The organism is Acinetobacter sp. 18QD2AZ41W (genome assembly GCF_009829025.1).
Classification (GTDB): domain Bacteria; phylum Pseudomonadota; class Gammaproteobacteria; order Pseudomonadales; family Moraxellaceae; genus Acinetobacter; species Acinetobacter pseudolwoffii.
This window is the reverse complement of the sequence record NZ_WURP01000001.1, coordinates 245,321-260,385: the sequence shown is the minus strand read 5'-3', so window position 1 is coordinate 260,385 and position 15,065 is coordinate 245,321. Positions and strand designations below refer to the sequence as shown.

General features: G+C 43.3%; 14 protein-coding genes. 6 read left to right on the top strand and 8 right to left on the bottom strand.

Annotation, left to right across the window (positions count from 1 at the left end):
* The 3 genes from mfd (at position 1) to GVV58_RS01155 (ending at position 5,670) form a co-directional block, all read left to right on the top strand.
* A complete protein-coding gene (gene mfd, locus GVV58_RS01165) occupies positions 1 to 3,459 on the top strand; it encodes a transcription-repair coupling factor (RefSeq protein ID WP_159515801.1) in 3,459 nt (1,152 codons plus the stop codon).
* 229 nt (positions 3,460 to 3,688) lie between these two features.
* The gene (locus GVV58_RS01160) at positions 3,689 to 4,123 is read left to right on the top strand and encodes an HIT family protein (protein ID WP_004646760.1); all 435 of its coding nucleotides are present in this window, start codon (positions 3,689 to 3,691) and stop codon (positions 4,121 to 4,123) included.
* Between the two features lie 56 nt (positions 4,124 to 4,179).
* Entirely contained in the window at positions 4,180 to 5,670 is a 1,491-nt protein-coding gene (locus tag GVV58_RS01155; RefSeq protein WP_159515800.1) for an adenylate/guanylate cyclase domain-containing protein, read from the top strand.
* A 66-nt stretch (positions 5,671 to 5,736) separates the two neighbouring features.
* On the opposite strand, the gene fdx is transcribed toward GVV58_RS01155, so the two are convergent.
* From fdx to GVV58_RS01115, 8 genes are all read right to left on the bottom strand, one after another.
* The gene (fdx, locus tag GVV58_RS01150) at positions 5,737 to 6,075 is read right to left on the bottom strand and encodes an ISC system 2Fe-2S type ferredoxin (protein WP_005171126.1); all 339 of its coding nucleotides are present in this window, start codon (positions 6,073 to 6,075) and stop codon (positions 5,737 to 5,739) included.
* A gap of 15 nt (positions 6,076 to 6,090) precedes the next feature.
* On the bottom strand, positions 6,091 to 7,950 hold the full coding sequence (gene hscA, locus GVV58_RS01145) for a Fe-S protein assembly chaperone HscA (protein WP_100328684.1): 1,860 nt from the start codon (positions 7,948 to 7,950) through the stop codon (positions 6,091 to 6,093).
* Positions 7,951 to 7,984: 34 nt separating this feature from the next.
* Entirely contained in the window at positions 7,985 to 8,500 is a 516-nt protein-coding gene (hscB, locus tag GVV58_RS01140) for a Fe-S protein assembly co-chaperone HscB (RefSeq protein WP_005096765.1), read from the bottom strand.
* Between the two features lie 103 nt (positions 8,501 to 8,603).
* A complete protein-coding gene (gene iscA / locus GVV58_RS01135) occupies positions 8,604 to 8,924 on the bottom strand; it encodes an iron-sulfur cluster assembly protein IscA (RefSeq protein WP_005096766.1) in 321 nt (106 codons plus the stop codon).
* 34 nt (positions 8,925 to 8,958) lie between these two features.
* A complete protein-coding gene (gene iscU / locus GVV58_RS01130; RefSeq protein ID WP_005171124.1) occupies positions 8,959 to 9,345 on the bottom strand; it encodes a Fe-S cluster assembly scaffold IscU in 387 nt (128 codons plus the stop codon).
* Positions 9,346 to 9,452: 107 nt separating this feature from the next.
* Entirely contained in the window at positions 9,453 to 10,670 is a 1,218-nt protein-coding gene (locus GVV58_RS01125) for an IscS subfamily cysteine desulfurase (RefSeq protein ID WP_005171123.1), read from the bottom strand.
* 1 nt (position 10,671) lies between these two features.
* A complete protein-coding gene (locus GVV58_RS01120) occupies positions 10,672 to 11,145 on the bottom strand; it encodes an Rrf2 family transcriptional regulator (RefSeq protein ID WP_005096769.1) in 474 nt (157 codons plus the stop codon).
* A gap of 112 nt (positions 11,146 to 11,257) precedes the next feature.
* On the bottom strand, positions 11,258 to 11,908 hold the full coding sequence (locus GVV58_RS01115; protein ID WP_005171121.1) for a hypothetical protein: 651 nt from the start codon (positions 11,906 to 11,908) through the stop codon (positions 11,258 to 11,260).
* A gap of 203 nt (positions 11,909 to 12,111) precedes the next feature.
* Between GVV58_RS01115 and GVV58_RS01110 the strand changes: the two genes are divergently transcribed.
* The 3 genes from GVV58_RS01110 to GVV58_RS01100 all read left to right on the top strand — a co-directional run bounded on the left by GVV58_RS01110 (position 12,112) and on the right by GVV58_RS01100 (position 15,017).
* Positions 12,112 to 12,591 (top strand): phasin family protein, encoded by a 480-nt coding sequence (locus tag GVV58_RS01110; protein ID WP_005096772.1) that lies wholly within the window; start codon positions 12,112 to 12,114, stop codon positions 12,589 to 12,591.
* 157 nt (positions 12,592 to 12,748) lie between these two features.
* Positions 12,749 to 13,021, top strand: a complete 273-nt coding sequence (locus GVV58_RS01105; protein ID WP_004786051.1) for an HU family DNA-binding protein — start codon at positions 12,749 to 12,751, stop codon at positions 13,019 to 13,021.
* Positions 13,022 to 13,151: 130 nt separating this feature from the next.
* On the top strand, positions 13,152 to 15,017 hold the full coding sequence (locus GVV58_RS01100) for a SurA N-terminal domain-containing protein (RefSeq protein ID WP_074382837.1): 1,866 nt from the start codon (positions 13,152 to 13,154) through the stop codon (positions 15,015 to 15,017).
* Positions 15,018 to 15,065 lie beyond the last annotated feature (48 nt).

Genomic DNA, 15,065 nt, shown 5'->3' with positions numbered 1-15,065 from the left:
ATGTTCCAACAAGAAATTTCTCAACTCAATTTACCACAACTCAAAGCAGGCGAGAAACGCTGGTTAGGCAATCTGCAAGGTTCCTCGACGGCATTGTTGCTCAAAGAAATCGTGCAGCAGCAATCGCGTTTATTTATTGTGATTGCACGCAATAACCAGCATTTGGGTCAACTGGAAAGTGAACTGGAATTTTATGGGATTAAACCCACGATTTTTCCAGATTGGGAAATTTTGCCTTATGACCGCCTGTCTCCGCACCAGGATATTGTCTCGGAACGTCTGGCGATTTTATCCAATATGCCAAAAACTGGCGTGCTGTTACTTTCTGCCTCAACCTTGGCACAGCGTGTCGCACCGACTTCATGGATTTTGGGTGAACATTTTGATATTCACGTCGGACAGAAATTCGATCTGGAACAACAGAAGAAAAAGCTGATTCAGGCCGGTTATCATCTGGTCGATACGGTTTATGATCCGGGTGAGTTTGCGGTACGCGGCAGTATCATGGATATTTATGCCTCGGGGCAGGAAGCACCGATTCGGATTGACCTGTTTGATGATGAAATTGAAAGCCTGAAATTTTTTGATTCCGAAACTCAGCGCACCACACAAAGTTTGCAACAGTTTACCGTATTGCCGGCACAGGAATTTCCGCTCAAGGAAGGCCGTGCGACGTTCCGTGACCGCTATGCCGAATTTTTCCCGACTGCCAATCCGAAGAAAAACCCGATCTATCTAGATGTGATCGAGGGCATTGTTTCACCGGGAATCGAGTTTTATTTGCCCTTGTTTTTCAGTGCTGAGGCCATGCAAGACCAAAGCTCACTTATTTCGTACTTACCAAAGAATGGCATTGTCATTACAGATCGGGCTTTAGACGAGAGTTTGACCCAATTCTGGCAAGATGTGGTGCGCCGTTATGAAGATCGCCGTCACAATGTTGATCAGCCGATCCTACCCCCAGACAGCCTGTTCTTTCAAACCAATCAGGTTCTGGAGCAGCTGAATCAATTTGCACGTATTATTGCCGCCCAAACGCCTTTTGACCAAAAAGCCGGCGTGTTGAACCTCGATACCCAGTTGCCACCACGTCTGCCTGTCGATCCAAAACGTGAAAAACCATTTATTGAAGTCAAAAAATATATCGATCAGGCCAATCATCCGGTGCTGCTGGTGGCCGAGAGTGCCGGACGCCGTGAAAGCTTAAAAGATGCGTTACGACCAAGTCTGGGTGATATTCCGACGGTTGATAACTTTGAGAGCTTTATCACCTCCCTGTATGCGATTGCGATTACCAATGCGCCTTTAGAGCGTGGTCTGGTGCTGACCGATCGTGTCAGCATTATTTCTGAAAACCAGCTCTATGAACATCGCGTGGTACAACGCCGCCGTAAACGTCAGCAGGAAGTTTCAGAAGAATTTCTGATCCGCAGTCTGACTGAACTGACCATGGGCGCGCCTGTGGTGCATATCGATTATGGAGTGGGGCGTTATGCCGGTCTGGTCACCTTAAGTATTGATGATCAGGATCATGAATTCTTGCAGCTGGATTATGCCGATGCGGCCAAAGTCTATGTGCCGGTGACCAATCTGCATTTAATCAGCCGATATAGCGGTGGTGATCCGGATCTGGCACCATTGCATAAGCTCGGGACAGATGCATGGAATAAAGCCAAACATAAAGCGCTGGAACAGATTCATGATGTTGCGGCCGAGTTGCTGCATATTCAGGCACGCCGTGTCTCTAAACCCGGCATCAGTTTTGAAATTGATCAAAGTCTGTATATGCAGTTTGCCAGTGGCTTTGCCTATGAAGAAACGCTGGATCAGGCCAATGCGATTGAAGCCACGCTGCATGACATGCAACAAGCCAAGCCGATGGATCGTCTGGTCTGTGGTGATGTCGGCTTTGGTAAAACGGAAGTGGCGATGCGTGCTGCATTTGTTGCGGTACAGAATAACCGGCAGGTGGCGATTCTGGTGCCGACCACCTTGCTGGCACAACAGCACTATGATTCATTCAAAGACCGCTTTGCCGACTGGCCGGTCCGGATTGAAGTGCTGTCACGTTTCGGTTCTTCCAAAGCACATACCAAGACCATTGACGACCTGATTGAAGGCAAAGTGGATATCGTGATTGGTACGCATAAAATTTTACAGGAAAATGTCCAGTTTAAAAATCTTGGCCTGATGATTGTCGATGAAGAACATCGCTTCGGAGTACGTGACAAGGAGCGGATCAAGGCGATGCGTGCCGATGTCGATATGTTGACCCTGACAGCCACTCCAATTCCGCGTACACTAAATATGGCCTTTAGTGGCATGCGTGATCTATCGATTATTGCCACACCGCCGGCACGCCGTCTTGCGGTGAAAACCTTTGTGCAAGAACATACCGATGACACCATTAAAGAAGCGATTCTGCGTGAACTGTTGCGTGGTGGTCAGGTCTATTTCCTGCACAATGAAGTCGATACGATTGACCGTGCCGCAGCGCATATTCGTACATTGGTGCCGGAAGCCCGGGTGATTGTGGCACATGGCCAGATGCGTGAACGTGAACTGGAGCAGGTGATGCAGCAGTTCTATCACAAGGAATACAATGTTCTGGTCTGTTCGACCATTATTGAAACCGGGATTGATGTCCCAAATGCCAATACCATTTTGATTGAACGTGCTGACAAACTGGGCCTGGCACAATTACATCAGCTCCGTGGCCGAGTCGGGCGCTCGCATCATCAGGCCTATGCCTATTTAATGGTGCCGTCTTTAAAAGCCTTAAAAGGCGATGCCGAAAAACGTCTGGATGCGATCCAGCGTGCTTCGACCTTGGGGGCCGGATTTATGCTGGCCACCGAAGATCTGGAAATTCGCGGGGCAGGTGAATTACTCGGTGAACAGCAGAGCGGTTCAATGCAGGCGATTGGTTATAGCCTATATATGGAAATGCTGGAAAAAGCCACCAAAGCCATTCAAAAAGGTAAAACCCCAAACTTCGATGCACCCTTGTCATTGACCGCAGAAATTACCCTGCATATGCCAGCGCTCATTCCGGATGATTATCTCGGAGATGTGCATCAGCGTCTGTTGTTCTATAAGCGTATCAGTAATACTGATACTCAGGAAAAACTGGACAATATCCGGATGGAATTGATCGACCGTTTTGGCATACCGCCACAACCGGTCAAACAGCTCTTTGCCGTACATCAGATTCGTCTCAAAGCCGAGCAGCTTGGCATCACCAAAATTGATATTAGTACTCAAGGTGGGCATGTGGAATTCGCGCCAGATACCCCGGTTCAGGCCATGACCATTATCCAGATGATGCAGAAACATCCAACCTATTTCCGTATGAATGGCGGGCAACGTCTTAAGGTCATGGTCATGCTGGAAGATTACCAAAAGCGGATTCAGTTTATTCAGGATTTGCTGGACAGTCTATTGAAAGAAGTGGGCTAATTTGATTTAGACTAAATCAGTTTGAAAGTTCATGATACATTTCATTTTCATTGAAATTTTCAGGAACGATAAACCAGCTTTTCTTAATGAAATGTTCGAACAAATTCTCGTGATGCGCCTTGCAACAAATCATGAGAATTTGTCTTTAAACCCATTGCTTTCAATATTCAGCTTCGGTTGGATATGTTAGTATTAGCCATCATTCTAATTTTGCATCATTTATAAAGATATGTTTAGTTTGCATCCACAACTTGCTCAAGATACTTTTTTTGTAGGCGACTTTCCTTTGTCAACATGTCGTTTGATGAATGATATGCAATTTCCCTGGCTGATCCTGATTCCACGTGTGCCGGGTGTCTCTGAATTATATGAATTGAGCCAAGCTGACCAAGAGCAGTTTTTACGTGAATCAAGCTGGTTATCAAGCCAGCTGGCACGTGTTTTCCGTGCGGATAAAATGAATGTCGCGGCATTGGGCAATATGGTTCCGCAATTGCATTTTCATCATGTGGTTCGTTATCAGAACGATGTAGCATGGCCGAAGCCTGTTTGGGGTACACCAGCTGTTCCTTATAGCAGTGAAGTATTGGCACATATGCGTCAAACACTCATGCTGGCGCTACGTGGTCAAGGCGATATGCCATTTGACTGGCGTATGGACTGATTAGCCCCAAGTATTCCGAGATCTATGAACAATTGCGGATTTCAGGGAGTGACTGAATGCAATTAGGCGACTGGATTCAAAAAGAACCACAACAGTTTGAATATTTTCATCGCTTGATGGGCTATATCATGCTGTCTCTGGTTCTGGTCGTCTTTCATTACACTGAACCGGATACCCAGTATCAGCTCTTTGTTCCTGTATTTTTATTCCTGATTTTATTGATTAGCTCGAAACTGTCGCGCTGGTTAATCTATCGCCATGATTATCGTATTCGGCGCAATGTTCTTTTTCTGATTGATGTTATTGTCATTGTAGTGGTTTTGGCCGCAGTACAGCTGGATCTGGTATTGTCCTTGCTGGGTTTGGTGGCAATACTCTATACCGCAATCAGTAATAAAATTTCATTGATGATGGCTTCTCTGGCCAGTCTGGTCGGGATCACCGTTTTTTATCTGGCCAATATTCTGGTCTTTGGTTTTGGGACTTATTTTGAACCGACCAGCAGTGAACTGACGGTTTTAGGCTTCATCTGCCTGATTACCTATTTTGGTGTCGGAAGTTTTTATCAAAGTGGTCGTGTGCAATATATGACCCAGAAGAAAAATCATTATTTTGAACAGATGAACCGTTATATGGAATTTGCCAATCAGCTGAGTCGTTATGCGCCTGTGCAGTTGTGGCAATCCATCATGAAAGGTGAATCTGAAGCGAAAATTGAATATAAACGTAAAAAGTTAACAATTTTCTTCTCGGATATTCAAGGCTTTACAGAACTGTCTGAAACGCTTATTCCAGATGATTTAGCATTCTTGCTCAATGATTATTTGCGGCATATGACCGAAATCGCCAAAAATTATGAAGCGACTGTCGATAAATTTATGGGTGATGCCATCCTGATTTTCTTTGGTGATCCAAACTCTGAAGGCGTAGAGCAGGATGCCAAGAACTGTATGGAAATGGCGATTGCCATGCGTCAGCAAATGAAACTGCTGCGTGAGCGCTGGATTAAAATGGGTTATCCGCCACTGCATATCCGTATGGGTATTTCGACCGGTTATTGCCACGTCGGGAATTATGGTGCGACGCATCGGATGGCCTATACCATTGTAGGACGGGATGCCAACTTGGCAGCGCGCTTACAGAGCGCAGCTGAAGTGGATGAAATCCTGATTTCAGAAGATACTCATAATCTGATCAAAAATGATTATTTATGTGCGCCGAAGAAACCAATTTTCTTGAAAGGCATTAAAGCACCAGTAAGAACCTGGCAGCTAATGGAAAAATATGCATCGCAGAAAGTTGAGTATCAACGTTGGTTCGACTATGAATATAAAGGCTTTCATTTACTGCTCAATCTGGACGAAGTACAAAACTTTGAATATCCAGAATTGATTCATGTACTGGAAAAAATGATTAAACGCATTGAAACTCAGCAGAAATTGACCAACTCTCAGGGCATCGTCAAGCTTAAACTTGAAGATGAAGTGATTGAGCATCTCCAGCCACAAGACGAATTTGAATCACTCAAAGACTCCAAAATAATTTAATCATTCTCATAAATATAAAAAACCACGTCTAAGCGTGGTTTTTTATATGATCTTTTAAGAAAAATCTTAATGATTTTCCGAAGCGTGATTGATGGTGTATTTTGGAATTTCAATTTCCAGATCTTCATCGACCAGTGTGACCTGACAAGAAAGACGCGAATCAGGTTCCAGACCCCAAGCGCGATCCAGTAAATCTGCTTCTACATCATCCATTTCTTCGAGGCTATCGAAGCCTTGACGTACCACAACATGGCACGTTGTACATGCAGCTGACATATCGCAGGCATGTTCGATTTTAATGCCATTTTTGAGCAGGCTTTCGCACAGGTTGGCATTGTGTTCGACTTCAAACTCAGCACCTTCGGGGCAAATCTGCGCATGTGGAAGAACTTTAATACGTGGCATAGTCGTTACCTTAAATTAGTTTGAGTTTGACCAGTCGTCGAGTTTAGTGCCCTTAAGAGCGGCATCAATATGTTGGTTCATACGTGCTGCTGCAAAAGCATCACTATGTATTTTAAGCTGTTCAACTGCAGATTCAATCGCTTTGATGTCTGAACCTTGAAGCTCGGTTTCAAGTTGTGCCTGTGCAGTTTGCAGTGCTGCCAGTTGCTCTTCAGTCAACAGAGCGGCATCTACTTTTAGTGCCTGAACCAGTGCTTCCAGCTCACGCTGGGCTTCAACTTTGGTTTCATTCAAATGACGCAGATTTTTATCTTCCTCGGCAAATTTATAACCGTCAAGCAACAGGCGCTCGGTATCTTCACCAGATAAGCCATAAGATGGCTTAATATCAATTTGCGCATGCACGCCAGATGTTGTTTCTTTGGCAGATACCGTCAACAAACCATCAGCATCGACCTGGAAAGTTACTTCGATACGTGCCTGACCGGCTGTCATTGGTGGAATGCCATGCAAGACAAAACGACCCAGACTACGACAATGTTCAACCAGATCACGTTCACCTTGAACCACATGGATCAACATGGCAGTCTGGCCATCTTGATAGGTAGTAAATTCCTGACGACGTGCTACAGGAATGGCAGTATTACGTGAAATCAGACGTTCCACCAGTCCGCCCATGGTTTCTAAACCTAAAGACAGTGGGGTAACATCCAGTAATAAGGAACCATCAGTCGAGTTGCCTATCAGTTGGTTTGCTGTAATCGATGCGCCAATGGCAACCACTTCATCCGGGTTAATGGTGCACAGCGGTTCTTGGCTAAATACGTCACCAACTGCTTTTTGTACGGCATAAGAACGGGTTGAGCCACCCACCAGAACCACATTTTGAATGTCATCCAGTTCAAGCTTGGCATCACGCATCACACGTTTACATACGCTGATGGTTTTGTCCAAAGCAACTTTAATGATTTCTTCAAAGGTTGGACGGTCAAGGTTTAAAACTTGATCGAGTAATTTGAGTTGAACTGAATCTGCATCAGACAAAGCTTCTTTGGCCTTACGTGCTGCCACAATAAAATGTGCATATTCAGCATCATCTAAAGTTTCGATGTTTAGCTGTTTCTTGGCCCATTTCAAAATTAAACGGTCCAGGTCATCACCACCGAGGGCAGTGTGGCCACCAGTCGCAAGCACTTCAAACACGCCTTGCGAAAAACGCAAAATCGAAACGTCGAAAGTACCGCCACCCAAGTCATAAATCACATAGTTGCGATCTGTACTCAAGTTGCTTTCCTGATCGAGGCCATAAGCCACAGCAGCAGCGGTTGGCTCATTCAATAAACGTAAAACATTCAAACCGGCAAGCTGGGCAGCATCTCGGGTTGCCTGACGCTGTGCTTCATCAAAATACGCTGGAACGGTAATCACTGCACCATTCACCGGATTTTTCAGACTTGCTTCAGCACGATCTTTGAGCTGCTTTAAAATTTCTGCAGAAATTTCAACCGGAGTTTTACGACCTTGTGCGGTTTCAAAAGCCGGCATTTCATTCGCTTCGCCGACCAAGGCATAAGGATGCTGGAATTTGATATCCGCTTGAGAGCGACCCATGAAACGCTTGACTGAAACGATGGTATTTTTAGGATCGCTGGTAATAAAAGGCGCGGCTTCATTACCATATTGAGTCTGCTGTTCTGCATAATGCACGATAGAAGGAAGTAGCACACGACCTTGTTCGTCATTCAGCACTTTGGCTTTACCTGAAAGAACCGTGGCAACCAAAGAGTGGGTGGTGCCTAAATCGATACCAATCGCAATGCGGTGTTCATGTGGTGCACTTGATTGACCTGGTTCTGCAATTTGCAAGAGAGCCATAGTGTTACATCCTTTGCACGTTAAATATTAAAAATTAGAAATCATCATCAAGGTCAAAGCTGTCATCGTCCAGGAAGCGGTCTTCCGCCTTGTCGATATCTGCCATGACTTTAACAAAGAAGCGTAGTTTACGCACTGTATCGCGTGCTTCAGCCCAGTCTTCATCGGTATAGTCAATTTTAAACTCACGAACCAGACCGTCAATCCATTGCTGTACTTCAACTTTCAGTGAAGTTAAATCTTCAGCAGAGGTGGCATCGTCGAGTTGTTCACGAATTTCCAGAGCGTCCTGCAAGAATTCAAAATCACTGATCGATTGATCTAAGTGATAATCCTGTTTCTTGAGGGACAATAAATACGCTGCACGGCTATCGACCGCTGACAAAACTTTAAAAGCCTGATTGATATCACTTGATTTAATCAGGGCCTGATCTTTGTCTTCAGCTTTATCGGGATGATATTGTTGCTGTAACTTTAAAAATTCAGTTTTTAAAGTTGCCAAATCAATATCGAGTGCTACTGGAAGATTGAACAGCTCAAAATGATTCATGGGAGATGGGGTCCGCGATTAATGTGCAAAAATAACTGTATAAATGCAATTAAAACAGTGTGAAACACACTGTTTTAATGTCAAAAGAGAATAACTGCCGGGTTTATACAGTGAAGGATTCACCACAACCGCATTCGCCTTTTTTGTTGGGGTTGTTAAATTCAAAGCCTTCGTTCAAGCCGTTTTTAACATAGTCCATCTCCATACCTTCAAGATAAACCAGACTTTTCGGATCAATGAATACTTTAACCCCAAACTGCTCAAATGCTTGGTCATGTGTATCGACTTCGTCAACGAACTCGAGTACATAAGCCAGACCAGAACAGCCTGAAGTTTTCACACCAACGCGAATGCCTTCACCCTTACCGCGATTTTTTAAATAATTGCTGATATGAGTTGCAGCATTTTCAGTTAAATGGATCATGAAAACTCCGTTAAAATTTAAAAACGTGGAACAATTAAGCTTTAACTTTCTTGTTACGGTAGTCTTCTACAGCTGCTTTGATTGCATCTTCTGCAAGAACAGAGCAGTGTACTTTTACTGGTGGAAGTGCCAGTTCAGTTGCAATATCGATATTCTTGATTGCTTGAGCTTGATCCAAAGTTTTACCTTTAAGCCATTCAGTCACCAAAGAACTTGATGCGATTGCTGAACCACAACCATAAGTTTTAAAACGTGCTTCTTCAATTACGCCTGCATCGTTGACTTGAATCTGTAAACGCATCACGTCACCACATGCGGGTGCACCAACCATACCCGTACCAACGTTTTCAGCATTTTTATCTAAAACGCCAACATTACGAGGGTTTTCGTAATGATCAATTACTTTTTCGCTATAAGCCATGTTGCTTCTCCAAACCTCGGGGTCAGCCTTAGTATTATTAAATATGGGGGTTAAAAAACTTTTCTCAATGAGATAGCAACCGATTGGTCACTATCTCAGAATGAAGATTAGTGCTCAGCCCATTCAACTTTAGAAAGGTCGATACCTTCTTTAAACATATCCCAAAGCGGAGAAAGTTCACGTAACTTCTCAACAGCAGCTTTAGTGATACTCAATACATGGTCGATATCTTCTTCAGTGGTGTATTTACCAAAGCTGAAGCGGATCGAACTGTGTGCAAGCTCGTCTGAAAGACCCAATGCACGAAGTACATAAGAGGGTTCCAGTGTTGCAGAGGTACATGCTGAACCTGAAGATACCGCAGCATCTTTCAAGGCCATCATCAGTGATTCACCTTCAACAAAGTTGAAGCTGATATTCAAGTAGTTCGCTACGTTTTGTGTAGGATGACCATTCAAGAACACCTGTTCAAGGTCTTGTACGCCATTCCAAAGCTTGTCGCGAAGTACACGTAAGCGGGTTTGTTCAGCTTCCAGATTCTTGCCTGCAAGTTCGAATGCTTCACCCATCCCCACGATTTGATGCGTTGCCAGCGTACCTGAACGCATACCACGTTCATGACCGCCACCATGCATTTCAGCTTTAAGGCGTACACGTGGGCTACGACGTACAAACAGGGCACCAATACCTTTGGGGCCGTAGATCTTGTGCGCAGAGAAGCTCATCAGGTCTACTTTTAAAGTTGAAAGATCAATTTCAACTTTACCTGCCGCTTGTGCTGCATCGACATGGAAGAAAATTTTGTTGGCCCGAGTGATTTCACCAATCGCTGCAACATCAGTAACCGTACCGATTTCGTTGTTCACCATCATCAGTGAAACCAGAATCGTATCTGGACGAATTTCTGCTTGAACCATTTCCGGAGTAATTAAACCGGTTTGAGGTTGTGGTTCAATATAGGTAATCTCAAAACCTTCAGACTCTAACTCACGGCACGTATCTAAAATTGCCTTGTGTTCGATTTTAGAGGTAATGATATGTTTACCTTTCGATGCATAGAAATGAGCCACACCTTTAAGCGCAAGGTTGTCTGATTCGGTTGCACCTGAAGTCCATACGATTTCACGTGGATCAGCTTTAATTAAATTAGCGACCTGTTCACGTGCATATTCAACTTTTTCTTCTGCTTGCCAGCCATAAGCATGTGAACGAGATGCAGCATTACCGAAGGTACCTTCGAATGTTAAACATTCCATCATACGTTCAGCAACCTGAGGATCTACCGGAGTCGTAGCTGCATAATCAAGATAAATCGGACGTTTCATGTCAAATACCTGTAACCGATAAAAGGGCTGAATCAAAGGGTGCTGAATTTTGGCGTAATGACACTGTTTGTACATTGTCACGTGCAACCAGATCAGCAAGCGAGATTTTTGCTAAATAATCGGCAATGTGGTGGGAGAGTTCCTGCCATAAATCATGAGTCAAGCACATCGCACCATTCTGGCAGTTGCCTTTATGGTCACAGCGAGTCGCATCAACTGTTTCGTTTACAGCTTCGATAATTGCTAACACAGTAATTTCATCTGCATTACGTGCTAAATGGTATCCACCATTTGCTCCACGAACACTTGAAACTAAGCCATGGCGCTTGAGTTTCGCAAATAACTGCTCAAGATAGGCAACAGAAATAGTTTGACGTGCCGCAATTTCGGCGAGCGTAATCGTTTTTTCAGAAGGCTGCAAAGCTAGATCAAGTAGAGCAGTCACAGCGTAGCGACCGCGAGTGGTTAGGCGCATGATTCGATACACATGGTTAGACTAGATGTGTCGATTTTAAGAATCCCGACTAAATTAGTCAAGTTATTTTTAGTAGACCTTAGTGGGATTTAATTTTTTCATAATGAAAGATTTAGATACTGAGCCAATTATACACTAATAACGTAATCAAAAGTATGCTACTCAGGCCAAAAACAATATTAATGCGCTTTTGACGGCGTTCGATCCGTTTCAGGCGGTTTTTATACTGTTTGACTTCTACCTGCAAGGTATTGATCTTGGAACGCTGCTCTTCAATTTTCTTTAAGAGTGGTGCTATACGCTTTTTGGACGCAATAATTTCCGTTTCATCAGTGGGTGTTTCAGACAGCCAGTGTTTCCAGTCGGCTAATACTTTTGGCAAGCTGAATACTGTTAATAAATCACGAAATTCGTCTTTCAAAACCTGATGACCATCAATGCGCATACTACGAATGCTACGACGATTGCCAAAAATAAAAATTTTGATCAGATCGGGAAGTGTGGTACGCACATCCAGATCTACAATGCGACCCGGTGCTTTATGGTCAAATAAAAGACCATTTGTGGTGAATTGCACATAAAAGTCGAAATATGGAATATAGCTATTGATTTTAATCGAGATATTTTCATCTACAAACTTCTTGGCTTGTAATGCAACGACACGATCATGCTTGAGAATGAAGGTAAATATTGTTTCTAAAACAATTAACGTCATCGTAAGCAACAAATGCGGTTGATTTTGACTTTGTTGCGATTCGCTCATATACAACCAATCCTTACCTGAAATATAAAGTGAAAAAGCTTCCTGCCTGTGAAGAGATTTCAGGGTTAAATCAAATTAGACTTGAAATAAATTGCTTTGTAGAACAGTTTAGCAAATCTATCAAGTACTAAATTTGCTATTATGCAGTGATTTTGTAGAATAATTTATAATAATTGCGCAGAAAACAAACAGGAGCCGTGCACATGGACAAGTCAAAAACAGCACAAGACTCAGCTGAAGCTTTAAACCAGAAAACAATGAAAGCCAAGTCCAAATCTGCCTCGGAGCGCAAATCGGCTCTTGATTTTCGTAAATATACCAAACAGATCTGGCTGGCTGGACTGGGAGCATTTTCACGTGCCGAAGAAGAAGGCAATAAACTGTTTGACTCACTGGTCAAGGTTGGAGAAGAACTGGAGTCTAAAACTGCAGATATTGCAGATCAAACTGTAGAAAAGGTCTCAGAAAAGGCCAAAGAGTCGGTCACAGAGACCAAAGATAAAGTAGAAAAGCTGATCGACAACTCTGTTCATCACTCATTGAATCGTATAGGATTAGTCACACTCAAGGATGTACAACATTTGGAACGTTTAATCCTTCAGTTACATGCCAAGGTTGATCAGTTGACTGCGGAACAAGAAAAAATGCAGGAAGAATTGTCGAAAAAAACACAAATAAAATGACTTTATTTATTATTCAATGTTTTTTTCGCATATTTTTTGAAAAAAAAGAGGTTCTTAAGTATTGCGTTTATACCTAAAGCATTGCTATAAAGGCGTTATGGCATGTTAAACAAATTCTTGAACCTTAAATAAACGATATTAAGAGGACGTAATCTTCATGAATAAATCAGAATTAATTGATGCAATTGCAGAGAAAGGGGGATTATCTAAGGCTGACGCAGGTAAAGCTTTAGATGCTACAATTGCTTCTGTTACTGAAGCTTTAAAAGCGGGTGATACAGTTACTTTGGTCGGTTTTGGTACTTTCGGTGTAAAAGAACGTGCTGCACGTACTGGCCGTAACCCACAGACTGGCGCTACTCTTGAGATCAAAGCAAGCAAAGTGCCTAGCTTCAAAGCGGGTAAAGGCTTAAAAGACGCTGTAGCTTAAGCTTACCCAGCGATGAAACGCGCCTTCTTTGGCGCGTTTTTTATTGATAAAATAAATTGTGATGATTAACACATTCATTCAATGGGTATTTTCGGTTAAAATCCTTTGCAAATAAAATATTGGAATACTTATGGAAGCTTTTCGTAAAGTTATTAAGGGTTGGTTGGGTAAAGTTTTACTCGTTCTGTTTTTGACCCCGTTAGCGCTTGTAGGTATTGAAGGATATTTTAGCGGCGGGAGCTCTGATGCGGCAAAATCCGTGAACGGAACTGAAATATCTCAAAAAGAATTAGAGTCACTGACGAAATCATTTAAAGAACAATATCTCAGTTATGCCAATGGCGATGAAACCTTGCTGAATCAAAGCTTCATTGACCAGAAAGCCATGGATACTTTGGTTTCACGTACCTTATTGCTACAACAGGCAGAAGAATTAGGCATCAGCCTGAGTGACCAGCAAATTGTACAGATGATTGCCCAGCAGCCGACTTTCCAGCAAGATGGTAAGTTCTCTGATGCTTTATATGAGAACTATCTTAAATCAATTGGCATGACCAATCGTGCTTTAGTCGAAAGTTTGCGTAAAGATCATGCGCTGAAAATGCTGTCTTCGACATTCCTGGACTATCCACTGGTGAGTCCGGTCGAAATGCAGCAAATTGCCGATTTACAGACTGAACAACGTCATATTCATATTTCCAGTATTAATCTGGACAGTTATAAACAAGATGTCAAAGTCAGCGATGCTGAAGTCGCTGCCTATTATGAACAGCACAAGGCATCGTTTACACAGCCGACCAGTGTAGATGTGGACTATGTGGTGTTGAAGCCAAGTGATATTCAAGCACAGGGTTTGGCAGTGACAGATGCTGAGCTTCAGGAAGCGTATACAGCCTTTGTTGCGACACAAAAACAGGCAGTTAAACCAGAGGTGAAGCATATTTTGATTACGGCGGACAGTCGTAGTGATGCTGAAGCACAAAAACTGGCTGCAGAAGTGGCAGCGAAAATTAAAGCCGGTAACACTTTTGCACAGGCTGCAGCACAATATTCTGAAGATCCTGAATCCAAGTCTAAAGGCGGAGCAATTGCAGTCTATGAAACTGGCGTATTTGGTAGCACATTTGACCAGACTGTTAGCTCTTTAAAATCAGGTCAGGTCTCTGCTCCTGTGAAAACAGATTATGGCTATCATATTATTTCTGTGCAATCACCTGATGTGGCTGTGCCATCTTTTGAGTCACAAAAAGCACGTTTATCTGAAGAGGTTTTGGCTGCTAAAAAATCCAATGCATTCTCCGATACGGTGAATAGCTTGAATGATATGGTGGTGGGAAGTGATTCTCTGGAGGTTGTTACACAAGAAGTGAAAGGCGTGCAGGTTCAGAAAGCCCAAGGAGTAAAACTTTCAACCCGTGACCCAGTGTTGAGCGATGCCAACCTTAAAGTCAAACTGTTTAATGATGATGTCAAAAATGGTGATCGTAATGCTTCATCAAGCATTCAGTTGGCCAATGGTGATGTGGCCTGGATCAAGGTGCGTGACTATCATGCAGCTGGTGAACAAACACTGGCAGAAGCGAAACCGCGTGTTCAGGCTCAATTGATTGAAGACAAAGCCGCTGCTTTGGCAAAAGCAAAAATTCAGAAAGCTCTGGATGAGTTCAAAACCAAACCTGCTGCATCAGTCGCCAAAGGTGCTTTGATTTTTGAAGATGCTGGCGTGTATACCCGTGCTGAAGGTTTGCTAAAACGTGATGTACAACGTGCCGCTTTTAGTCTTCCGACACCAAAAGCAGGCCATTGGTCAGTGACCACAGCGAAAATGCCAAATGAGCTGGTCGTGGTTGCGGTATCAGAAGTAAAGAAAAACCCGGTGGATGTATTGAGTGCAGAGCAACGTAGTGAGTTGGTGAAGTTGTATCAGCAACTTCGTGGTCAGCAAGAATTTGATGACTATACGCGCTACCTGAAATCTCAGGCAAAAATCAAATAAGACGATCTTGAATAAAAAAACCAGCCTGCGGGCTGGTTTTTTATGCTC